Origin of the sequence: Halorubrum sp. GN12_10-3_MGM (genome assembly GCF_005435235.1) — an archaeon.
Taxonomy (GTDB): Archaea; Halobacteriota; Halobacteria; order Halobacteriales; family Haloferacaceae; genus Halorubrum; species Halorubrum ezzemoulense.
This window is the reverse complement of sequence record NZ_SGUB01000013.1, coordinates 53,165-73,958: the sequence shown is the minus strand read 5'-3', so window position 1 is coordinate 73,958 and position 20,794 is coordinate 53,165. Positions and strand designations below refer to the sequence as shown.

General features: G+C 71.7%; 21 protein-coding genes. 13 read left to right on the top strand and 8 right to left on the bottom strand.

Translation table 11 applies throughout. The features are described 5' to 3' along the window. The first annotated feature begins 60 nt into the window (after positions 1–60). The 3 genes from EXE47_RS11150 to EXE47_RS11140 all read left to right on the top strand — a co-directional run bounded on the left by EXE47_RS11150 (position 61) and on the right by EXE47_RS11140 (position 3,097). A complete protein-coding gene (locus EXE47_RS11150) occupies positions 61–1,173 on the top strand; it encodes a DUF3179 domain-containing protein (protein ID WP_086220017.1) in 1,113 nt (370 codons plus the stop codon). Further along, positions 1,163–1,798, top strand: coding sequence for a hypothetical protein (locus tag EXE47_RS11145; RefSeq protein ID WP_137708286.1), 636 nt, complete (start codon positions 1,163–1,165; stop codon positions 1,796–1,798). Before EXE47_RS11150 ends, EXE47_RS11145 begins: the two co-directional genes overlap by 11 nt. An 81-nt stretch (positions 1,799–1,879) precedes the next feature. Beyond that, the gene (locus tag EXE47_RS11140) at positions 1,880–3,097 is read left to right on the top strand and encodes an MFS transporter (RefSeq protein WP_089307593.1); all 1,218 of its coding nucleotides are present in this window, start codon (positions 1,880–1,882) and stop codon (positions 3,095–3,097) included. A 48-nt stretch (positions 3,098–3,145) separates the two neighbouring features. On the opposite strand, the gene EXE47_RS11135 is transcribed toward EXE47_RS11140, so the two are convergent. Continuing rightward, positions 3,146–5,257, bottom strand: coding sequence for a peroxidase family protein (locus EXE47_RS11135; protein ID WP_137708285.1), 2,112 nt, complete (start codon positions 5,255–5,257; stop codon positions 3,146–3,148). A 180-nt stretch (positions 5,258–5,437) separates the two neighbouring features. Here EXE47_RS11135 and EXE47_RS11130 point away from each other — a divergent pair, with 180 nt between their 5' ends. Next, positions 5,438–6,223, top strand: coding sequence for a PHP domain-containing protein (locus tag EXE47_RS11130; RefSeq protein WP_049929439.1), 786 nt, complete (start codon positions 5,438–5,440; stop codon positions 6,221–6,223). 177 nt (positions 6,224–6,400) lie between these two features. Here EXE47_RS11130 and EXE47_RS11125 read toward each other — a convergent pair whose 3' ends face one another. After that, positions 6,401–7,639 (bottom strand): mandelate racemase/muconate lactonizing enzyme family protein, encoded by a 1,239-nt coding sequence (locus EXE47_RS11125; protein WP_089307595.1) that lies wholly within the window; start codon positions 7,637–7,639, stop codon positions 6,401–6,403. A gap of 96 nt (positions 7,640–7,735) precedes the next feature. Here EXE47_RS11125 and EXE47_RS11120 point away from each other — a divergent pair, with 96 nt between their 5' ends. Beyond that, the gene (locus EXE47_RS11120) at positions 7,736–8,215 is read left to right on the top strand and encodes a TRAM domain-containing protein (protein WP_049929441.1); all 480 of its coding nucleotides are present in this window, start codon (positions 7,736–7,738) and stop codon (positions 8,213–8,215) included. A 39-nt stretch (positions 8,216–8,254) separates the two neighbouring features. On the opposite strand, the gene EXE47_RS11115 is transcribed toward EXE47_RS11120, so the two are convergent. Together EXE47_RS11115 and EXE47_RS11110 are read right to left on the bottom strand one after the other, a co-directional pair. Then, positions 8,255–9,379 carry a geranylgeranyl reductase family protein gene (locus EXE47_RS11115; RefSeq protein WP_049929442.1) on the bottom strand — a complete coding sequence of 375 codons (1,125 nt, stop codon included), beginning with the start codon at positions 9,377–9,379 and terminating at the stop codon, positions 8,255–8,257. Between the two features lie 58 nt (positions 9,380–9,437). Beyond that, on the bottom strand, positions 9,438–11,684 hold the full coding sequence (locus EXE47_RS11110; RefSeq protein WP_137708284.1) for a thioredoxin domain-containing protein: 2,247 nt from the start codon (positions 11,682–11,684) through the stop codon (positions 9,438–9,440). A 141-nt stretch (positions 11,685–11,825) separates the two neighbouring features. Here EXE47_RS11110 and purD point away from each other — a divergent pair, with 141 nt between their 5' ends. Together purD and EXE47_RS11100 are read left to right on the top strand one after the other, a co-directional pair. Further along, positions 11,826–13,109: a phosphoribosylamine--glycine ligase gene (purD, locus tag EXE47_RS11105; protein WP_094494898.1), complete on the top strand. Its 1,284-nt coding sequence runs from the start codon at positions 11,826–11,828 to the stop codon at positions 13,107–13,109. Positions 13,110–13,184: 75 nt separating this feature from the next. Beyond that, positions 13,185–13,733 (top strand): DapH/DapD/GlmU-related protein, encoded by a 549-nt coding sequence (locus tag EXE47_RS11100; RefSeq protein ID WP_049929445.1) that lies wholly within the window; start codon positions 13,185–13,187, stop codon positions 13,731–13,733. A 23-nt stretch (positions 13,734–13,756) separates the two neighbouring features. Here the strand turns inward: EXE47_RS11100 and EXE47_RS11095 are convergent, their stop codons facing one another. After that, positions 13,757–14,056, bottom strand: coding sequence for a DUF5798 family protein (locus EXE47_RS11095; protein WP_086216810.1), 300 nt, complete (start codon positions 14,054–14,056; stop codon positions 13,757–13,759). A gap of 127 nt (positions 14,057–14,183) precedes the next feature. Here EXE47_RS11095 and surE point away from each other — a divergent pair, with 127 nt between their 5' ends. Beyond that, positions 14,184–14,978 carry a 5'/3'-nucleotidase SurE gene (surE, locus tag EXE47_RS11090; RefSeq protein WP_049929447.1) on the top strand — a complete coding sequence of 265 codons (795 nt, stop codon included), beginning with the start codon at positions 14,184–14,186 and terminating at the stop codon, positions 14,976–14,978. Positions 14,979–14,991: 13 nt separating this feature from the next. Here the strand turns inward: surE and EXE47_RS11085 are convergent, their stop codons facing one another. Beyond that, a complete protein-coding gene (locus EXE47_RS11085; protein WP_137708283.1) occupies positions 14,992–15,669 on the bottom strand; it encodes a nucleotide exchange factor GrpE in 678 nt (225 codons plus the stop codon). Positions 15,670–15,817: 148 nt separating this feature from the next. Here EXE47_RS11085 and EXE47_RS19210 point away from each other — a divergent pair, with 148 nt between their 5' ends. From EXE47_RS19210 to EXE47_RS11065, 4 genes are all read left to right on the top strand, one after another. Beyond that, complete coding sequence (locus EXE47_RS19210) at positions 15,818–15,964, top strand: TrmB family transcriptional regulator sugar-binding domain-containing protein (protein WP_303647939.1); 147 nt, start codon at positions 15,818–15,820, stop codon at positions 15,962–15,964. A gap of 145 nt (positions 15,965–16,109) precedes the next feature. Continuing rightward, positions 16,110–17,048, top strand: coding sequence for a DUF1028 domain-containing protein (locus EXE47_RS11075; RefSeq protein ID WP_049929449.1), 939 nt, complete (start codon positions 16,110–16,112; stop codon positions 17,046–17,048). 80 nt (positions 17,049–17,128) lie between these two features. Continuing rightward, positions 17,129–17,452 (top strand): BolA family protein, encoded by a 324-nt coding sequence (locus EXE47_RS11070; RefSeq protein WP_049929450.1) that lies wholly within the window; start codon positions 17,129–17,131, stop codon positions 17,450–17,452. A 47-nt stretch (positions 17,453–17,499) separates the two neighbouring features. Further along, a complete protein-coding gene (locus tag EXE47_RS11065) occupies positions 17,500–18,027 on the top strand; it encodes a hypothetical protein (protein ID WP_049929451.1) in 528 nt (175 codons plus the stop codon). A 24-nt stretch (positions 18,028–18,051) separates the two neighbouring features. On the opposite strand, the gene EXE47_RS11060 is transcribed toward EXE47_RS11065, so the two are convergent. Then, positions 18,052–18,681: a hypothetical protein gene (locus EXE47_RS11060; protein WP_137708282.1), complete on the bottom strand. Its 630-nt coding sequence runs from the start codon at positions 18,679–18,681 to the stop codon at positions 18,052–18,054. Positions 18,682–18,964: 283 nt separating this feature from the next. On the opposite strand from EXE47_RS11060, the gene EXE47_RS11055 reads away from it, so the two are divergent. Continuing rightward, a complete protein-coding gene (locus tag EXE47_RS11055) occupies positions 18,965–20,374 on the top strand; it encodes a class II fumarate hydratase (protein WP_086216726.1) in 1,410 nt (469 codons plus the stop codon). 18 nt (positions 20,375–20,392) lie between these two features. Here the strand turns inward: EXE47_RS11055 and EXE47_RS11050 are convergent, their stop codons facing one another. Beyond that, a complete protein-coding gene (locus EXE47_RS11050; RefSeq protein WP_137708281.1) occupies positions 20,393–20,776 on the bottom strand; it encodes an ACT domain-containing protein in 384 nt (127 codons plus the stop codon). Positions 20,777–20,794: the final 18 nt, after the last annotated feature.

Genomic DNA, 20,794 nt, shown 5'->3' with positions numbered 1-20,794 from the left:
TGTGCGTGTGAATTACACCCGCGCTGCGGATTTTATACGCTCGAAGCCGGAGACGACGACATGTACCGAACCCGTCGCGCGGCGCTGGCCGGGATCGCGGCGGTCGGCGGGGCGTCCCTCACCGGCTGCCTCGGGGGCCGAGCGACGGACTCCGTCACCGGAGGCGCTGAGGACACGGGTGCCGGAGCTCCCCCGCCGACCGTCGACGCCGGCTATCACCTCGCGTACGAGGCCGACACCCTCGTCTCCGAGTCGCTCGACGGCGGCGTCGGCAAGGATGGGATCCCTTCCGTCGACGACCCCGCGTTTCGGCCGATCGCGGAGGCGGATATGGCTGGCAACGAGCCGGTGTTCGGCGTCGTCCGCGGCGGCGAGGCGAAGGCGTATCCACGTCGCATCCTCTCGCACCACGAGATCGTCAACGACGAGGTCGGCGGCGAGTCGGTCGCGATCACCTACTGCCCGCTCACCGGGACGGCACAGGGGTTCCGTCGCGGCGACACGACGTTCGGCGTGTCGGGCCGGCTCGTGAACTCGAACCTGATCATGTACGACCGCGCCACCGACAGCTGGTGGCCGCAGATGCTCGCCACCGGGGTCGACGGGTCGATGGCCGACGAGACCCTCGACGAGTTCCGCGTCGTGTGGACGACCGCCGGCGAGTGGGCGACGCGACATCCCGACGCTTCCCTCATGACCGAGGAGACCGGCTACGTCCGCCGCTACGACAGCGACCCGTACGGGAGCTACGCGCCGCTGAGCGGGTACTACGTGCGGGACGGGACCAGGTTCCCGCCGCTCGCGTCCCCCGAGGACGGCCACGCGAAGTCCGTCGTCATCGGGGCGCGGACCGCGACGGGCGCGGTCGCCTTCGACAAGACCACGCTGCTCTCGGAGCGAGTGCTGACCGGGACCGTCGGCGAGGGCGGCCCCGCCGTCATCGCCGTCGCCGACCCTGCCCTTTCGACGGGGTACGTCTACCGGAACCCCGACGAGGTCGCGGTCGAACCGGACGGCGACGAGTACCGAGTCGACGGTGAGGGCGGGTTCGAGGCCGCGGACCTGCCGCTCGAACGGCTCCTCGCGTTCGACGCGATGTGGTTCGCCTGGTACGGCTTCTACCCGGACACCGCGTTCGTCGGGGAGCACACGCGAGCGGGCTATGGAGAGTGAGACCGCCGCGCCGGCCGCGTCGCCGCGCGCGTGGCTCGCCGGGCTCGCCCGCCGGACGGTGTTCGCCGTCCGCGCCGCCCTCGGTCGGCGCGACGGCCGGGCGACCGCGGGTGCCGTCACCGGCGCCTATCTCGTTGCCTACCACCTCGGACTCGGCCACCTCGGTCTGCGCACCGGCGCGGTCGAGTCGGCCGGGACGCCGCGGTTCGACCTCGTCGTCGCCGCCGACCCGGTCGCGCTCGCGACCCGGCGCGTCGCGCCGTTCCAGTACGAGCCCGTGGCGCTGCTCTCCGCGGGACCGGTCGAGTACCTCTTCGCTCCCGTCAACGCCGCCCTCGGGCTCGCGCTCGCGGTGCTCGTCGGCGTCACGCTCGCCGTCTCGGTCGTTGCGTGGCGCGGCCCCTCGGCCTGTCGGATCGGCGCCGGCGCGGGGGCCGCCGCGGGCCTTCCGGGGATCCTCTCCGGGGTCGCCTGCTGCGGCCCCGCGTTCCTGGCGGTGATCGGCCTTCAGGCCTCGGCGGGACTGCTCGCCGCGTTCCGGTGGTTCATGCCGGCGTCCGTGGCCGGGCTCCTTCTCACGCTCCTGTGGGTCGGGAGCCGGGTCGACCCGGGGGCCGTGGGCTGACCTCGCCCGACCGGCTCACGGCCTGCTGGAACCGAAAGTGTTGACGGCCGACCGCCCCGATGAGTCGCCCGTGACTGTCGGATGAACTGGCGGTACCGCCACACGGTGTTGACGCTGTGTATGCTGGCGTTCTTCGTGACGTACTTCGCGCGGCTGGCGATCAGTCCAGTCGTCCCCCTCATCATCGACGACTTCGGTGTCTCGAACACGGCGGTCGGGGTGGCGCTCTCGGGGATGTGGTTCGCCTACGGCCTCTCGCAGTTCCCGAGCGGGATCCTCGCAGACCGGTTCGGCGAGCGTCGGGTGATCCTCGTCGCCGTCGGCGGCACGACCGCGATGAGCCTCGCGCTCGCCGTCGTACCGGTCTTCCCCGCGTTCGTGCTGGCGGCGGTGCTCCTCGGGCTCGTGGCGGGGCTCCACTACGCGGTGGCGACCACGCTGCTCTCGCGGACGTTCGATGACCTCGGCACCGCGGTCGGGATCCACTCGCTCGGCGGCCCGCTCGCCGGGCTCGTGGCGCCGGTCGCCGCGACGTGGGTCGGCGTCCGCTACGGCTGGCGGCCCGGGGTCGCGCTGGCCGCGGTCGTCGGGGTTCCCATCTTCCTCCTGTTCGCGCGGCGGGTCCGGCCGACCGAGCCGCGGCGCCCCGACCAGCCGATGGCGGAGCGGCTCCAGGTCGGCCCGCTGCTCGAACTGGTCGGGCGCCGTGAGGTGCTCGTCCCGCTCGTCGTCGCCACGCTTGGCACGTACGTCGCGCAGGGCGTCATCTCTTTCCTGCCGACGTTCCTCGTGGAGCTCCGGGGGTACGACCCCGCGTTCGCCGGCGGCGTCTTCTCGGCGTTCTTCGTCGTCCGCGCCGGCGCGCAGGTCGGGCTCGGCCGGCTCTCCGACCGGCTGGGCCGCGACACGAGCATCGCCGCGGCCCTCCTCAGCGGCGCGCTCGGCCTCGGAGGGCTGGTGGCGCTCCCCGACCTCGTCCGGCTGCCGGTCCCGGTCGGGCTGCCGGCGCTGCCGACGGTCGGCGGGCTCGGGATCGTCGTGCTGCTCGCCGGGCTCGGGTCGAGCTTCTTCTCCGCCATCGACCCGCGATTCATGGACGCCCTTGGCGACGCGGAACGAGGCGCCGGGTTCGGCCTGATACGGACCGTCTACACGGTGATCGGCTCGGCCGGCTCGGTCGGCGTCGGGCTCGTCGCGGACCTGTTCGGCTGGGGCGCGTCGTTCGCCGTCATCGCCGGCATGTCGGGGGTCGCGTTCCTCGTCATCTCCGCGAACGCGCTCGTCGGCGAGCGGCGGTGAGGGATGGCGCCTCGCCGACGTACTGCCCGTTAGCCGACGTACGGCCGCCTAACCGACGTACCGCCGCCTCGTCGTGCGCTCGCCGTCGGGGGCGTACACGGTGACGACCTCGCCCTCGTCGTCGAGCGCGGGCGCGTCGCGGCCGAGGTAGTGGTCGGTCGCCGTGTCCGCGCCGGCGCCGACGTGAACCGTCAGGGTCTCGTCGGGCCCGAGCGTCGCGTCCGGGAGGTCGTCGCGCTGGCCGTCGAGGTCGATGACGTACCCGGTCAGGTCGATCGGCTCCGCCGCGGCGTTCCGCAGGGTCACCGACTCGTCGAGCGCGTCGCCGGTCACGTCGCCGGCGTCACCGTTAGCTCCCGCATCGCCGCCGCTCCCCTGGCCCGCGTCGACGGCCTCGATCACCAGTCCGTCGGGGTTCGCCTCGGCCGCGAACGCCGTGATGTCCGCCAGCGTGTACCCGTCGGTCGCCGTCGGCTGCGGGAGGCTCGGCTCCCAGCCGTCGGGCGCGGCGTTGGGGTAGGCGGTCTCGTCAGCCTCGATCAGCCCGATCAGTGTCTCGGCGACGATCCGACTGCCGACCGCGCCGAGTCGCTCGCCGTCCTGCTGATAGTCCGCCTCGGCGAGCACGTAGTACCAGAGCGGCGAGTCGGGGTCTGCGCCGCGACCGTGCGCCCGCAGCGCCTCCATGATCGCCGATTCGTCGCCGAACGCCTCGTTGCGGATCGGATCGTACCCCATCCGCGCGGCGACGTCCTGTCCGGAGGCCAGGCCGAGCGCCTTCCCGCGCCGGAGGTTCCGGACGGCGAGCGAGGAGTCCCCGGCGATCGGGAGGTTGAACAGCGTCGGCGCGAGGAGGGGCTCGATCTTCCGCGAGGGCTGGTAGTCGCCGTCGCCGGTGTCGAGCAGCCGCGACCAGTCGACGACGAGGTCACTCGGGACCGGTCGGCCGCCGCGGAGGTTCCGCCCGTCCCCGGGGCCGGTCGGGAACAGCGGCACCTCGCCGACCTCGTCGTTGACGTCGAACGCGTGTCGGATCATGCTGTGGCCGAAGCGGTACGCGGCGCCTCCGAACTCGACCGGGATCGCCGGCGTGCGCCCCGGCGGCACGAAGTGTTGTCGGCCCCGCTCCTCGATGTCGGCCAGGACGTAGCGGTCGCAGATCCGGGGGAGGAAGTCGCGTCGCACGACCCACTGGTAGTGCCACCTGACGAGTCGCTGCGCGGCTTCGAGGACGGACTCGCCGTCCTCGACGAGCGACGATCCGGGACCGCGGAGGTGGTCGACGACGCGGTTGTGGAAGTTCACGAAGGCGAGCTCGAGCTGCGAGACGACGACGTTCTCGTCGTTCCGCGGGTCGCCGATCAGCGCGATCCCCTGCTCGTTCCGCTGGAGGTCCGTCCCCGGGAGCCCCGAGAGCCCGCCGCCGTCCTCGGCGTCCGGCGCGACCGCGTCGCCGGTGAGAAGCTTTCGCTCGTCCGTCTCGTGGTCGTAGAGGAACGGTGCCGCCTCCGCGTTCGTCCGGTACAGCGAGTCGAGGTCGAGCGCCGGCGTCCGGAAGTTCCGCAGCGCGGCCGGGTCGTTGCGCCGGTCGATGTCGGAGGTCGGGTCGAACGTGAGGTCGTGGTCGACGAACTGACCGAAGATGCCGTAGCCGGCCGGCGTCTCGGCGTCCCCGACCGGGTCGTCGGGCGACTCCATCATCGGCGCCCCCGCCTCGCCGTCGGCGCTGCCGAGCGTCCGGAGTAACTCCTCGTCGCGGTCGTACGGGTCCAGCTCGGGGAACTGCGTGTGGAACCGGTGGCTCCGGACCGGGCCCGCGGCCGTACACGCGGCCTCGTTCATCCCGCGGTGGTCGCTCCCGCCGTGGAGGGCGACGCTGCGCGCGTTCACCGAGAGGTGGAGCGCCGCCTCGCTCCCGTCCGGTCGCCGCCGCCGTCGGACCGGCTCCTCGGTCCCGCCCCGCGCGGGGTTCCGCACGGTGAACGAGACCTTGTCGAGGTCGGCGCCGCCGTCCGCTTCGAGGACGAAGTTCCCGTCGTCCTCGGTCATCCAGTGGCCGATGCGGTCGCCGTCCTCCCGTTCGCCGATGACTATCCGCCCCGCCAGCGGCCGGGAATCGCCGTCGACGACGCGACATGTTATCTTGTCGGTAGCACCCATGGGTTGATGTGACACACATAAGTATCAAAAAATTATCTAAATGAACTTTCAACTCGTTTCCCGGATTATATTGCTGGCTTCGCTCCCGTCGGTCGGGCGACGCGCGCTTGACGGGCCTCCGCACGCCAGCCGTTCGCACGCGACCCGAACATTCGAGTCCGCCCGAGACGAACTGCCGTCGTGTACGACTACCACGCCCACACGAACTACTCGGACGGGGCGTTCCTCCGGTGGATGGTCGAGGCCGCCGCGGACGCCGGGCTCGACGGGATCGGGCTCGCAGACCACTGTAACGTCTCGCCGGCGCCGAACGCGCGGGAGCACAAGCGCGCGTTCGGGTTCAACCTCGACCTGACCTACGAGCGGCGCCGCGACGCGATCGAGTCGGTCCGCGACGACGTCGACGTCGACGTGTTCGACGCGGCGGAGATGGACTACGACCCCGAACACGCGGACGCGATCGCCGAGTTCCTCGACGAGGCGGACTTCGATTACGCCGTCGGCAGCGTCCACGACCTCGACGGCGTCAACGTCCACACGCGCTCGCACTTCGCCGACAAGCCCGAGGCGGAGCGCCGCGAACTCGTCGACCGGTACTTCGAGAAGCTGGTCGCCCTGGTCGAGTCGGAGCTGTTCGCGATCGCCGCGCACCCGGACTTGGTCGAGCGCAACCCCCACCTCCGCGGGTTCGCGACCGAGGACCACTACGCCGCGGTCGCCGAGGCGTTCCGCGACTCGCGGACCGTCCCGGAGATCAACGCCGGGCGGCTGCTCGACGGCTACGGCGAGTTCCACCCGGCCCCCGCCTTCCTCGACCGCCTCGTCGACGCCGGCGTCGACGTGAGCGTCGGGACCGACAGCCACGAGCCCGACGTGATCGATCCCCGGGTACAAGAGATCGAGACGGAACTCGACCGTCGCGGGCTGGAGCCGGTCCCCCTCGACCGGATCGTCGCGGACGCCTGACGCGGTCGCTCACGCCCTCGAGAGAGCGACCTTCGAAAACGCAGCTATTTCCTCGTTTGATTTCGGCTTACGCCTCGTCAAACAGCGCAGCGCTTCGCGCTGCTGGCTCGCTCCGGCTTACGCCGGATCGAACGACGCGAATCGGAGATTCGCTCTCCTATCGAGTTCGACTTCGGCTTACGCTTCGTCGAACAACGTCTCGCCCTCGACCATGTGGTCCTCGACGGCGTCCATGTCGAGCGTGACGCCGAGGCCCGGCTCTTCCGGCACCTCGATGTACCCGTCCTCGATCACACTCTCCTCGACGAGGTCCTCCCACCAGCCGAGCTCGTAGGAGTGGTACTCGATGGCGAGCGAGTTCGGGATGGCGGCGCCGACGTGCGCCGCGGCCATCGTCGCGACCGGCGAGGCGACGTTGTGCATCGCGACCGGCACGTAGTACTGGTTCGCGATGTCGGCGATCTTGCGGGTCTCGCGCATGCCGCCGACCTTCGGCAGGTCGGGCGCGACGATGTCGACCGCCTGGTTCTCGATGAGCCGGCGGAGCTCGGTGACGCGGTAGCGGTTTTCGCCGACCGCGATCGGCGTGACCGTGTTCTTCGTGACCTCCTCCTGGACTTCGAGGTTCTCCGGCGGGACGGGGTCTTCGAGCCACCACACGTCGTGCTCCTCGATGGCGTCCGCGAGGCGCTTCGCGGAGCCGCCTGAGAACGTCCAGTGGCAGTCGAAGGAGACGTCCGCCTTGTCCTTCACGCGCTCGGTGACCTTCTCGACGATCTCCGCCTTGTGGCGGATCTCGCCGGGGCGGAGGTGGCGATTCGCGCGGTCCTTCTCGTGGCCCGAGGGGACGTCGAGGTCGAACTTCAGCGCGTCGTAGCCGAGTTCGTCGACGACGCGCTCGGCCTCGTCGGCGCAGGCCTCGGGGTCCGCCTCGTCCTCGGTGTGACAGTCGCAGTAGACGCGCATCTCGTCGCGGTACTTCCCCCCGAGCAGCTGGTAGGCGGGCACGTCGAGAATCTTGCCGGCGAGGTCGTGGAGCGCGACTTCGATGCCGGAGATGGCCGTGACCGTGACGCCCTCGACGGAGCCCTCGCCGGACATCTTCTGGATCAGGTGCTCGTAGAGGCGGTCGATGTCGAGCGGGTTCTCGCCGATCACGAACGGCTTCATGCGCTCGATCAGCTCCGGGACGCCGGCGCCCCAGTACGCTTCGCCGGTGCCGACCACGCCCGCGTCGGTGTAGACGCGGACGAGCGTCCACGGGAAGTTCCCGTCGACCATCGTCGTCTGGACGTCCGTGATCTCGACGTTGCGATCGCCGCCGCGCGTCCCCGTGGTCCCCATCGTCTCGGCGGAGAGCTCCCGCATCGTGTACTCCGCGTTCGGGTCGTGGAGCGACTCGTAGTTCCGGCTCATACCCCCCGATTTATTCGGAACAGGGTAAACGTTTACCATCGGGCGTGGGACGCTTGAACAGGTGGCTTTTCATCCCCGTGCGCGCAACGGGTGGGCATGGTCGAAATCACGGATTCTCTCGCGTGTCTGTACACGGGTCGGGTCGAGTCCCGCGGCGACGACTACGTCGTCACCGTCCCCGCGTCGGAGATCGAACACGGAAGCGTCAGCGTCGGCGAGACGTACCGGATCGCCGTCCTCGACCGCTCCGACGGCGAGCCGTCGGCGGCGGCCGACGACGGGGCCGCGTCGTCCGTTCCCGACGCCGACGCCGACGCCAGCGGCCCCCCGTCCGACGGGGGCGATCGACCCACCTCTCGCGGGGCCGCCGGGGCCGTCCAACCCGACCCGCCCGTCTCGGAGGGAGAGGTCCGCGAGGTGACGATCGAGACGCTGGGCGACAAGGGCGACGGGATCGCGAAGATCGAACGCGGTTACGTCGTCATCGTCCCCGACGCCGAGCCCGGCGAGGAGCCGACCGTCGAGATCACGAGCGTCCGGGAGAACGTCTCGTTCGCGAACGTCGTCGAGGAGTAGCGCCGCGCTGCGAGGTCGCGAGACCCTTCGAGGCCGCCGTCACGCGTCTCTCTCTACGCGGCCTTCCTCGGGCGGCTCGGCCCGCGAGAACAGCGCCCGGAGGTTCGACGGCGAGAAGAACGAGGACGGCTCGTCCATGTGGACGCCGATCTCGCCCGAGAGCGCCCGCAGCCCGACCCGCTGGACCGGCTCCGGCAGCGAGTAGCACCGCCGTATCGCCTTCCCGAGCCGGATCTCCGTCGACAGCTCCTCGCGCCACTGCGACTCGTAGTCGGCGAGCGTCGCCGGGTCGCGCGGGTCGATCGCCGCCGCGGCGACGTCGGCCGCGCGCATCCCGTATAAGATTCCGCCTCCGGTGAACGGCTTCGTCTGCGCGGCGGCGTCGCCGATCAGGAAGCCGCGGTCGCTCGTCGTCCGCGCCGGCGGTCCCACGGGGATCGCGCCCGAGCAGCGACGGTCCGTCGTCGCGCCGTACGCGTCCGTGAGCCGGTCGAAGCCCGCCGACACGTCCTCGCTCGGCGGCGCCGCGAGCCCGTACTCGACGCCGGCGTCGCCGCGGGGGATCCGCCACGCGAAGAACGTCGGCGCGGTGAGGTGGACGTCGACGTAGTCGCCCGCGTCCGCCGCGTCGTCGAACGCGAGGACGCCGTGGAGCAGTTCGTCCGGCTCCGGGAGGTCGAGCGCGCGGCGCACCCGCGAGGTCGGACCGTCGCACCCGGCGACCATGCGCGCCTCGAAGCGCTCGGTGGCGCCGTCCGCGAGGCTAGCCTCGACGACGACGCGGTCGCCGCGCTCGTCGACCGAGACGACGGTGTGGCCCTCCCGGAGGTCCGCGCCCGCGTCCTCGGCGAGGTCCGCCAAGGTCCGATCGAGGCCGACCCGGTCGATCACGTTCGACACGGGCTCCCGCTTGTAGAACGGATAGGGGGCCGACTCCGGCCCGCCGACGTGGAACCGCGCGCCGAACACTCGGTTCTGCCGGAGCCGGTCTACCGCCCCGTCGTCGACGTACTCCCAGAGGTCCGTCGAGACGTGGCCGGAGCAGGCCAGCGGTTCGCCGACGGTCCCCGACTCCAGCAGGAGGACCTCGCGTCCCGCCTCGGCGGCCCGGCGCGCGAACCGCGACCCGGCCGGCCCCGCTCCGACGACGACGAAGTCGTACACGCCCGTAATCACCGTCCCGAGACGGCTAAACGGTTCCGGCTCCCGACCGGTTCGCGGATCACTCGTCGCCGCCGAGCCACGCGAGCGCCGCGTCGAGGTCGGTCCGGGGCGGCGAGCAGGCGAACCCCTCGCAGACGTAGGCGGTCGGCTCGCCGTCGGTCGCGTCCCGGTCCGCCCAGATCGGCGGGGCCTCGACCATGTCAAGGCGGTCGAGCCACTCGTCAAGCCCCGCGTCCGTGGCCGGGCGCGGCGCGACGAGCGCGCCCGGCAGGTACCGCTCGCCGAGCGTCTCGCGCCACTCGTCCGGCACCTCGTCGGCGGCGACCGTCACCTCGATCCCCCCGGTCTCGACGAGGTCCGCGGCCCGGACGAGCGAGGCGTGTTCGAGCGGACCGCCGCGGATCCGGTCGGCGTGGGTCGTCACGACGCGCTCGGCGATCTCCCGGAACTCCCCGCCGGTCCGGAACCCGTCGAGGAGCGCGAGCGTCTCGGCCGCGACGCCGAGGCTCGACGGCGTCGACCGGTCGGTGAACTCCTGCGGCCGGGCGATGAGCGGGCCCGCGTCGGCGCGCTCTCCCGCCCCGCCGGTCCCGTCCCCGTCGAGGTCGCGCGTGAAGTATATCGTATCGTCGTCCGCGTCGTAGAACTCCGCGACGAGCGCGTCGGCCAGATCTAAGGCGAATCCGAGCGCCTCCGGGTCGCCGGTCGCGGCGTAGGTGTCGAGCGCGCCGCGGGCGAGGAACGCGTAGTCGTCAAGGTACCCCGGCCCGCGCACGTCGCCGTCGAGCCAGCGCCGGGCGAGCGCGCCGGTCTCGGCGTCGGGGTCGTAGAGCCGGTCGCGGCAGAAGTCGAGTGCCTCGCGGGCGCTCTCGGCGTACGGCTCGCCGAGAGTGTCCCCGGCCCGCGCGAACGCCGAGATCGCACGCCCGTTCCACGCCGCTAGCACCTTCTCGTCGCGGGCGGGCCGCGGTCGCGACTCGCGGGCGTCGAACAGCGCCGTGCGCGCCTCGGTCAGCGTCTCGCGGACCGCCTCGGGCGACTGCTCGCGGTCCGCGGCCAGCTCCGCGACCGACGCCGCGACCGTCGGGACCGTCGTGCCGCGCTCGAAGTTCCCGCCGGGCCGGATCCCGTACCGCTCCTTCGCCAGCGACGCCGCCGGCTCGTCGAGGACGGCGTCCACCTCCTCGGGCGTCCAGACGTAGAAGGCGCCCTCCACGTCCTCGCCGTCGCTCGCGCCCTCGCCGTCTCCGCGGCTCGCATCCCCGTCGTCCCGGCGGCTCGCGGGCTGTCGGCTCCGCGCGTCGAGCGTGCTGAAGAAGGCGCCGCCCTCGTGTCGCAGCTCGCGGTCGAGGAACGCTAGCGACTCGCTCGCGACGCGAGCGTACCTCGGGTCGCCGGTGAGCCGGTAGCCGTCGAGGTAGACCATCGGTAGTTCGGCGTTGTCGTACAGCATCTTCTCGAAGTGGGGGACGGTCCACTCGCGGTCGACCGCGTAGCGGTGGAACCCGCCGCCGATCTGATCGTACATCCCCCCGTCGGCCATCCCGTCGAGGGTTCCGGTCGCGGCCGACAGGAGCGCGTCGCGGCCGCGGCCGGCGTACGCCCGCATCAGGAGGTCGATCCGGCCCGGCATCGGGAACTTCGCGCCGCCGCTCCCGAAGCCGCCGTGTTCCTCGTCGTAGCCGCGCAGCGCGGCCGCCGCGGCCGTGTCGAGCAGGTCGTCGCCGGGCGGCGAGGGGCCCCCCTCCTCCGAAGCCGGCGGTTCCGGCGTCGGCACCGACTCCAGCTCGTCGCGCGCGCTCTCGGCCCACTGGTCGGCGCGCCGCTCCATCTCCTCGCGCTGCTCGGGGTCGCTCCACGAGTCGGCGATGCGCTCGCAGAGCTCGCGGAACCCGGGCTGGTTCCGCCGCGGCTCGGGCGGGAAGTACGTCCCGACGTAGAACGGCTTCCCCTCGGGCGTACACCACGCCGAGAGCGGCCACCCGCCCCCGCCGGTGACGAGCTGGGAGACGGTCATGAACGTGCTGTCGACGTCCGGGCGCTCCTCGCGGTCGACCTTGATCGGGACGAACGAGTCGTTCACGACCGCCGCGACCGACTCGTCCTCGAAGCTCTCCTCGGCCATGACGTGACACCAGTGACACGAGGAGTAGCCGATGGAAACGAACACCGGCGCGTCGTGCTCGCGGGCGCGCTCGAACGCCGCGTCGCCCCACGGCTGCCAGTTGACGGGGTTGTCGGCGTGCTGTCGGAGGTAGGGACTCGCCTCCCCGTCGAGGCGGTTCCGCTCGGTCGGCTGTGACATGGGCCCGGTTCGGCCCGGCGCGACAAAAGGCGTCCGGGGCGCGCCGAGCGCCGCCGCCCGCGACGCGGGTATCCACGAACGAGCATATATCGGGCCGCGGAGAGAGTAAGGTTTACACTACCGTGCGGTCACCCGTCGGGCATGACGGAGACCGTGCTGCTTGTGGGGGGCGGCGGCCGCGAACACGCGATCGCCCGAGCGGTGGCTGACGACTGCGCGCTGTACGCCTGCGCGAGCGTCCGGAACCCGGGGATCCGGCGCCTCGCGGACGGGTTCGAGTCGATCGACGAGACCGACGCCGAGGCCGTCGCCGAGTACGCGACCGCGGTCGGCGCGGACCTTGCGGTCATCGGCCCGGAGTCGGCGCTGGAGGCCGGCGTCGCGGACGCCCTCGACGACGCCGGCGTCTACGCGTTCGGTCCGCGGGCCGCGGAGGCCCGCCTGGAGACGGACAAGGCGTACCAGCGGGAGTTCATGGAGCGGAACGCGATCCCCGGCTGCCCGGACTACGCCGTGTTCGACGACACCGAGGCGGCCTGCCAGCACATCGACGAGTACGACGGCGACCTCGCGGTCAAGCCCGCCGGGCTTACCGGTGGCAAGGGCGTGAAAGTGATCGGCGACCAAGTGACGGCGGCGGAGGCCAAGGCGTACCTCCGCGACTCCGACTACGACCGCGTCGTCCTCGAGGAGCGGCTCGTCGGCGAGGAGTTCACGGTTCAGGCGTTCGTCGCGAACAGGGACGTGCGGACGACCCCCGCGGTCCAGGATCACAAGCGCGCCTACGAGGGCGATGAGGGACCGAACACCGGCGGGATGGGGTCGTACACCGACACCGGCCGCTCGCTCCCGTTCATGGCCGAGGGCGACTACGAGGCCGCGGTCGACGTGCTGGAGGCCGTCGTCGACGCGCTCCCCGACTACAAGGGCGTCCTCTACGGACAGTTCATGCTCACCGACGAGGGGCCGAAGGTCGTCGAATTCAACGCGCGGTTCGGCGACCCCGAGGCGATGAACACGCTGCCCGTCCTCGACACGCCGTTCGTCGACGTGCTCGCCGCCGCTCGCGACGGCGACGCGCTCCCGGAGCTCGACTTCTCCGGCGAGGCGACCGTCTGTAAGTACGCGGTCCCCGACGGCTACCCGACCGACCCTGACGCGGGCGCGGCGATCGCGGTCGACGAGGAGAGCGCGGGGGACGCGCTCCTCTACTACGCCAGCGTCGACGAGCGCGACGGCGGGCTGTACACCACCACCTCGCGGGCGTTCGCCGTCGTCGGCCGCGGTGACTCGATCGCGGCCGCCGAGGCGCAAGCGGAGGACGCCCTGGCCGCCGCGGGCGACCGCGTCCGCATCCGCCACGACATCGGGACCGCCGACCTCGTCCAGCGCCGGATCGACCACATGGACGAGCTGCGACCCTGAACCGGCCCGGCCGCTCGGTCGGCGGGTCGGCGGCCCGGAGCGACCCTTTTATCCTCCCCGTCCGAACGGCGTGACGTGACAGACGACGACCCAGACGCGACGCGCGAGGATTTGTCCCGAAGCGACCGCCTCGACAGGTTCCCGACGCCTGGCGTCCGGAACTCCCTGTGGTCGTGGCCGGACGCGAAGTCGCCGCTCGCGGTCGTCCGCAACTACGTCGTCATCGTCCTCGCGCGGATCTGCCCGAGCCTCCGGCTGAAGAACTGGCTGCTCCGGCGGATCGGCGTCGCGGTCGGGGAGGGCGTCTCGTGGGGACTGGAGTCGACACCGGACGTGTTCTGGCCGGAGCGGATCCGGGTCGACGACGACGCGATAATCGGGTACGACGCCACGCTGCTGTGTCACGAGTTCCTCCACGAGGAGTACCGGCTCGGCGACGTTGTCGTCGAGGAGCAGGCGATGATCGGCGCCGGGGCGGTCGTACTCCCCGGCGTCACGATCGGTGAGGGCGCGCGCGTCGCCGCGAACTCGCTCGTCGCGGAGGACGTGCCGCCGGGCGCGACCGTCGCGGGGGTCCCGGCCGAGGTCGTCTCGCGGTCGGACCCGGCCGCGAGCGACGACTGACCGGGGGGCTACGCGGCAGCGGTTTACACGGCGTCGTCGTCCGCGTCGCCGCCGTCGCTCGCGGTCCGTTCCTCCTCCGCGTCGGTGATGTGTGCCTCGGTGCTCACCCGTTCGAGGTCGACGCCGACCTCCTCGGCGACGGCGTCGAGGACGGCCCGCTGCTCGGCCATCTCGTTTTCGAGCGTCTTGACGCGCTCGGAGGTGTCTATCACCGTCTCCTGCGTCTCGTCGACCTCGTCGCGGAGCTCGCTGATCTTCTTGTAGGTGCGCTCCGCGCGGTCGGCGAGCGTCTGGATCTTCTTCGCGGTGTCCCCGAATCCCATACCGACGCGTCGGTCCGGCGATACGTGTGCTTTTCCGTTCGGTGCGGCCCTCCCGAACCGTCGGTTCGCCGACCGCCGCGGCCCCGACCGACGGTGGACTTTTGCCCGACTCGCCCCTGATACGGGTATGAGCGTGGACCGGATCCTCCTGACCAACGACGACGGCGTCGACGCCGCGGGACTGCGCGCGCTGTACGACGCGCTCGCCGAGGAGTACGCGGTGACCGTCGTCGCGCCCGCGGCCGACCAGTCGTCCGTCGGCCGTCTGCTCTCCGAGGACGTGGCCGTCGAGGACCACGAACTCGGATACGTCGTCGACGGCACCCCCGTCGACTGCGTCGTCGCGGGGCTCGACGAGCTCGTCCCGGAGGTCGACGCGGTCGTCGCGGGCTGTAACGAGGGCGCGAACCTCGGGGCGTACACGCTCGGGCGGTCGGGGACCGTCTCGGCGGCGGTCGAGGCGGCGTTCTTCGACGTGCCCGCGGTGGCGGCCTCGATGTACGTGCCCGGCGGCGACGATTGGTGGAAACGCGAGTTCGAGGGCGCCGACTTCGCGCACGCGGCCCGGGCGACGCGGTTCCTCGTCGACGAGGCGGTCGAGGCGGGCGTGTTCGACCGCGCGGACTACCTCAACGTCAACGCGCCGATCGCGGACGAGGACCGCGCGCCGCTCCGCGTCACGACCCCCTCGACGTGGTACGGGCTGCGCGCGGAACGGAACGGGGACGGTCGCGTCGGGTTCTCCGATCCGATCTGGGGCCTGATGAACGACGACGACGTCCCGGACCCCGTCGGCACCGACCGGCGCGCCGTCGTGGACGGCGAGGTGTCCGTCTCGCCGCTATCGGTCCCCCACGCCGCCGAGCCGGAGGCGGGCCTCGACGAGCTGGCGGAGGCCTACGAGGCGACGGTGCGGTCGTGAAAAGCGGGCCGCGCTACTCGCCGTCGCCGGTGCTGACGGTCACCTTCGCCTCGCTCAGGACGCGGTCGCCCATCTCGTAGCCGGGCTCGTACACCTCGTGGACGGTCCCCTCCGGGCGCTCGCTATCGACGCGGAGCATCACCTGATGGCGCGCGGGGTCGACCTCCTCGCCCGGCTCGGGGTCGATCGCCTCGACGCCCTCGTCGGCGAGCACGTCGTCGAACTTCTCCAGCGTCGACTCGACGCCGGGGCGGAGGTCGCTCCCCTCGTCTTGGTCGAGCGCGCGCAGCAGGTCGTTCCGGACCGGCGTGAGCCGCTCGACGAGCGCCTCCGAGGCGCGCTCCCGGATGTCCTCCTGCTTCCGCTTCGCGCGCTCCTTGTAGTTGCTGAAGTCGGCCTTCACGCGGGCGAGCTTGCTCGTCAGCTCTTCGACCTCCTCGTCGCGCTCGCGGAGCGCCTCGCGGGTCTCGGCGAGGTCCGCCTCCAGCGCCGCCACCTCGCGGGCGAGCGCCTCGTCGTGCTCGGCGACGGCCGCGGCCAGCGCCTCGCTCTCGGCGCGGGCGCCGCCGTCGTCGCCGGCGGCCGACTCCCCGCTCGCTCCGTCGGCGGTCGCCTCCGCCGTGCCGTTCGCTCTCGCCGCGTCGCCCTCGTCGTCGGCGGACTCGACATCGACGGCGTCGTCGTCGCTCATACCCGATGGAAGTCGGTCGGCGGGGATAAGCGTTCAGAACCGCGGCGAGGTCGACCCAGCGCTCCGCGATCTCGTCGGCGAGGTCGTCGACGCCGAACACCGCTCCGACGCCGCGGTCGGCGCCGACTAGGCCCCGAGCGTCACGGCGCTGACGGGGATCGCCTCCATCGCCGTCGACGACGGCAACGAGCGGTGGACCGTCGGCGGGTGGGGCGCGGCCTACGAGGACGTGGAGGCCGACCGGATCCACGTGACCGGCGCCGCGGCCCCGACCTGGGCCGAGCTAGCGGAGTGACGCGAATCTGGGCGGCGGAGTGACGCGAATCGGGGCGGCGGGGGCGACGCCGATCGAAGTGGCGACGTGACGCCGCCCGAAGCGCTCGACTCTGGCTCGCGCGACGGGCGGATTTATGCTCGTCGCCACCCACGATCGGTTCCGTATGCCACCTCGACCCTCGACGTTCTCGATCGCCGCGCGCGATCCGGAGACGGACGCGGTCGGCGTCGCGGTCCAGTCCAAGTTCGTCGGCGTCGGCGCCGTCGTCCCGTTCGTCAGCGCCGACGCGGGCGCGGTCGCCACACAGAGCTTCGCGAACGTCGCCTACGGCCCCGACGGGCTCGACCTGCTCCGCGAGGGGCACGCCCCCGCGGAGGCGATCGACCGGCTCACGGGCGCCGACGACGAGGCGCCCTCGCGGCAGGTGGGGATCGTCGGCGTCGACCCCGAGGAGCCCCCGGCGGCGTTCACGGGCGACGAGTGTCACGACCACGCGGGCGACCGACAGGGTGACCACTACACGGTTCAGGGGAACATCTTGGAGAACGCCGACACCCTCGACGCGATGGCCGCGGCGTTCGAGGAGACCGACGGGGGGCTCCCGGAACGGTTGATCGCCGCGCTCCACGCGGGCAACGAGGCCGGTGGCGACAAGCGCGGCGAGCAGTCCGCGGCGCTGTACGTCGCGAAGCCCGAGGGCGGCTACGACGGCAGGAACGACCGCTGGGTCGACGTGCGCGTCGACGACCACGAGCGGCCGATCGACGAGTTGGAGCGCGTGTTCAAGATATACGACGTGACCCTCCTCGAACGCGAGGCGCCCGACGAGACGCGGGAACTGGCCGGCGAGACGGCGGTCGCTGTCGGGTCGGCGCTCGCCGACCTCGGCTTCTACGACGGCGAGCCGACCGCGGAGTTCGGCGAGGACGCTCGCGACGCGCTGGAGTCCTTCCGCGGCATGAACAACTTCGAGAACCACTCGCTCGCGGTGTTGGAGGACGCCGTCGCACGCGGGTGGGAGGAGACGGCCCCCGGTGACGACGCCGAGTCGCGGCTCGTCGACGCTATCTGGAACGGGCTCTCGCGGCTCGACCGCGTCTGAGCGCGCTCCCCTTGCCAGAGCGCGTTCGCCCCGCCGGACGTGGTCGGTCGACTTTTGCCCCTCCGCAACCGAGCGGGACCATGCCGATCGAACCCGACAGGGTGGCCGACCTCATAGAGGCGGACCTCCCCGACGCGGTCGCCCGGGTCACCGCGCCCCGGATCCACAACGACGAGGACGAGGACGCCCACTTCGCGGCCGTCGTCGTCTCGCCGGCCTTCGAGGGCGAATCGCTCGTCGACCAGCACCAGCGCGTGTACGACGCGGTCGGCGATCACATGACGCAGTCGGTCCACGCGTTGGAAATCAAGACGTACACGCCCGAAGCGTACGTGGAGCACGGCGACGGTGCGCTCGCCGGTGACCTCCGCGATGCCGGGCTGCTCCCCGTCGACGAGGCCTGAAACTGCGCCGCGTTTTCGCCGACTTCCCGCTTCCACCCTCCACGCTGATGCGATCCGAACTCGTCCGCGCCGTCCGCGGGGTCCTCGCCGCGGTCTCGCTGCTGGCGTTCGTCGCGCTCTTTCTGGCCGTCGAGGCGCGCGTCACCTCTGCGACCGTCCTCGGCGGACTCGCCGCGGTCGCGGTCGCGGCGCTGTTCGCGGCCGCCGGCCGCTCCGGGATCCGGCGGCTGCTCGGCCGGGGGGATTCGGGTTCACGTGGAACAGCGGAACGGACCGCCGAAGGCGACGCGTGGCTCGACGAGCCGGTCGACGATACGGCGTGGACTGACCGATCCGACCGTGCTGGCGACGACCCCGAGACCGACCGGCCGCTCGCGAGGCTCGAACCCGCGCTCGACGACGCCTGGAACCGGTGGTCGGACGCCGCGCTGACGCTCGGGCTGGCCGCGCTGGGAGTCGGCGCGCTCGTGCTGCTCGCGACCTATCCGGGCGACGATCCGCCGCTCGGGCTGCTGTTGCTGGTCGCGTTCGGGATCAACGGGGCGCTCGTCACGCTCCCGTTCGTTTTTAAATAATGGAGTGCGGCGTCGGCGTTTCGGTCAGCCGTCCTCGCCGGTCTCGCTCGCAGTCGGCTCGTCGAATTCGGCCGCGGAGTCGTCGACCTCGTCGTCGTCGCCGGCACCGTCGTCATTTGCGGCGCCGGCGCCGCCCGCGACGCGGTCGGCGACCAGTTCAGCGAGCGGGTCGACCGTGACGGTCAGGCGGGCGACGAGGAACACCACTGGGACGAGCGCGACGAACAGGAAGGCGGCGTCGTACGCCCACGCGGCGCCGTTCAACACGGGGACCGCGACGCCCGCGAGCCCGCGGTACGCGACGAGCACCGCCCCGAAGACGACGAGCCAGTGGACCACGCCGCCCGCGTTCTCGGCGATCCGGTCCGGGCGAGCGTCCCCCTCCGCGTCGGCCTCGCCGAGCGCCAGGCGCGTCAGCAGCGCGAACTTCGGCGCGGCGTACAGGAGGATCCCGGCCACCGCGAGCGCGACGACGCCCGTCGCGACCGCGGCGAACGTCACCGGCGCGAACGGGACGAGCCGGTCCACCCCCGGTAGCAGCGTCACGAGCGAGAGCACGCCGACGACCGCCAGCGCGCCGATCAGCAGTCTGCTCGTCGACCGGAACGTGTCGCGGTCGAGCGCCGTTCCGATCGCTGAGTCGTTCGAGCTCATTGGCGCTCGGCCGTTGCCGCCGGACCGGCATATAACGGGAACGCCGTCGCCCCGAGTTGAACCGGTTTTAGTCGAGTTAAATTCCCGGCCGAGAGCGGCCGATACATCTCAAGTGTGGCGCCACAGGCGGTTTCGTGGCGGCGCTCGCCCCATCGGGCCAGTCGACGGAACTCTCGTAAAAGTCGTGCTTCTCGGTGGCAATTGTGTTGCTACCGTACCGCACGATTTCACGTGAGTGACGCCTTCCAGTACCTTTTACAGCGTCTCGCGGGAAGGCCGAGGCATGGGAGACGACTACCGCACGGAGGAGGACAGCCTCGGCGAGATGCAGGTGCCGGCGGACGCCTACTGGGGCGCGCAGACCCAGCGCGCCGTCGAGAACTTCCCCGTCTCGGGGATCGGGATGAGCCGGCGGTTCATCCGCGCGCTCGGCGTCGTCAAGAAGGCGGCCGCGCAGGCCAACCGCGACCTCGGGCTCGTCGAGGACGACACCGCGGAGGCGATCGTCGCCGCCGCCGACGAGGTGATCGCGGGCGAGCACGACGACCAGTTCCCGGTCGACGTGTTCCAGACCGGCTCCGGCACCTCCTCGAACATGAACGCTAACGAGGTGATCGCCAACCGCGCCGCCGAGATCGCGGGCGCGGAGATCGGCGACCGGGTCGTCCACCCCAACGACCACGTCAACTACGGCCAGTCCTCGAACGACGTGATCCCCACGGCGATGCACGTCGCCGCGCTGGAGGCCGTCGAGAAGGACCTCGTGCCCGCGCTGGAAACGCTCCACGCCGAGCTGGAGGCCAAGGAGACCGAATTCGACGGTGTCGTCAAGACGGGCCGGACGCACCTCCAGGACGCCACCCCCATCCGACTCGGCCAGGAGTTCGGCGGCTACCGGACGCAGGTCTCGAAGGGGATCGAGCGCGCCGAGGCCGTCCAGTCGAACCTCCGCGAACTCGCCCTCGGCGGCACCGCGGTCGGGACCGGGCTCAACACCCACCCCGAGTTCCCGGAGCTGGCCGCGGAGTACATCTCCGACGAGACCGGGACGGAGTTCCGCGAGGCGGAGAACCACTTCGAGGCGCAGGCCGCCCACGACGCGATGGCGGAGGGCCACGGCGCCCTCCGAACGATCGCGGGTAGCCTCAACAAGATGGCCAACGACCTGCGGCTCCTCGCCTCCGGCCCGCGCAACGGGCTCGGCGAGGTCGAGCAGCCGGAGAACCAGCCCGGCTCCTCGATCATGCCCGGGAAGATCAACCCCGTCGTCGCCGAGTCGGTCAACCAGGTCCACAAGCAGGTCGTCGGCAACGACGCCGCCGTCTCCGCGGGCGCCGCGCGCGGCGAGATCGACCTGAACCTCTACAAGCCGGTCATCGCGCACAACTTCCTCGAATCCGCGAAGCTGATCGCGAACGTCGCCGAGACGTTCGGCGAGCGCTTCGTCGGGAAGCTGGAGGCGAACGAGGAGTTCGCGCGCGAACGCGTCGAGCAGTCGATGGCGCTGGCGACCGCGCTGAACCCCGCGATCGGCTACGATAAGGCCAGCAAGGTCGCGAAGACGGCCCTGAAGGAGGGGAAGAGCGTCCGCGAGGCCGCGGTCGAGGCCGGCTACCTAACCGAGGAGGAGGCCGACGAGGTGCTCGCCCCCGAGGCGATGACCCACCGCGTCATCCTCGGCGACGAGGACTGAGCCGCCCGCTCGGCGACCTCAGTCGGCGACTTCGCAGCCCAGTGCTTCCAGCCGCCGGACGGGCGCGGCGCGGTCGTCCCGCTTGACGAACACGTGGTCGGTCGCGTACGACGAGACGACGAACACCGAGGCGTCGACCTCGGCGAGCGCCGTCGCGACCGCCGCGAGGAACCAGACCAGCTCGAAGGGGAGCTCGGGCTCGAAGGTGAGGCGCTTCCACCCGGGCTCGACCGCGTCGGTCGCGACGGCGTCCGCCTCGTCCTGGTCGACCACCACCGTCTTCTCACCGACCTCCCGGACAGTCGCGAACGCGCCGGGGTGTTCGCCGTCGGTCCGGCAGACCGCGTACGTCCCCGCCGGGACGCTGACCGTCCCGTTCCGGAGGAATTCGGCGGGATCCATGGGGGTAGCAGACGCCCG

Coding starts and splice junctions, on each gene's coding strand:
- EXE47_RS11150 (WP_086220017.1), top strand. CDS start 61: ATGTACCGAACCCGTCGCGCGGCGCTGGCCGGGATCGCGGCGGTCGGC.
- EXE47_RS11145 (WP_137708286.1), top strand. CDS start 1,163: ATGGAGAGTGAGACCGCCGCGCCGGCCGCGTCGCCGCGCGCGTGGCTC.
- EXE47_RS11140 (WP_089307593.1), top strand. CDS start 1,880: ATGAACTGGCGGTACCGCCACACGGTGTTGACGCTGTGTATGCTGGCG.
- EXE47_RS11135 (WP_137708285.1), bottom strand. CDS start 5,257: ATGGGTGCTACCGACAAGATAACATGTCGCGTCGTCGACGGCGATTCC.
- EXE47_RS11125 (WP_089307595.1), bottom strand. CDS start 7,639: ATGAGCCGGAACTACGAGTCGCTCCACGACCCGAACGCGGAGTACACG.
- EXE47_RS11120 (WP_049929441.1), top strand. CDS start 7,736: ATGGTCGAAATCACGGATTCTCTCGCGTGTCTGTACACGGGTCGGGTC.
- EXE47_RS11110 (WP_137708284.1), bottom strand. CDS start 11,684: ATGTCACAGCCGACCGAGCGGAACCGCCTCGACGGGGAGGCGAGTCCC.
- purD (WP_094494898.1), top strand. CDS start 11,826: ATGACGGAGACCGTGCTGCTTGTGGGGGGCGGCGGCCGCGAACACGCG.
- EXE47_RS11095 (WP_086216810.1), bottom strand. CDS start 14,056: ATGGGATTCGGGGACACCGCGAAGAAGATCCAGACGCTCGCCGACCGC.
- surE (WP_049929447.1), top strand. CDS start 14,184: ATGAGCGTGGACCGGATCCTCCTGACCAACGACGACGGCGTCGACGCC.
- EXE47_RS11085 (WP_137708283.1), bottom strand. CDS start 15,669: ATGAGCGACGACGACGCCGTCGATGTCGAGTCCGCCGACGACGAGGGC.
- EXE47_RS11075 (WP_049929449.1), top strand. CDS start 16,110: ATGCCACCTCGACCCTCGACGTTCTCGATCGCCGCGCGCGATCCGGAG.
- EXE47_RS11070 (WP_049929450.1), top strand. CDS start 17,129: ATGCCGATCGAACCCGACAGGGTGGCCGACCTCATAGAGGCGGACCTC.
- EXE47_RS11065 (WP_049929451.1), top strand. CDS start 17,500: ATGCGATCCGAACTCGTCCGCGCCGTCCGCGGGGTCCTCGCCGCGGTC.
- EXE47_RS11060 (WP_137708282.1), bottom strand. CDS start 18,681: ATGAGCTCGAACGACTCAGCGATCGGAACGGCGCTCGACCGCGACACG.
- EXE47_RS11055 (WP_086216726.1), top strand. CDS start 18,965: ATGGGAGACGACTACCGCACGGAGGAGGACAGCCTCGGCGAGATGCAG.
- EXE47_RS11050 (WP_137708281.1), bottom strand. CDS start 20,776: ATGGATCCCGCCGAATTCCTCCGGAACGGGACGGTCAGCGTCCCGGCG.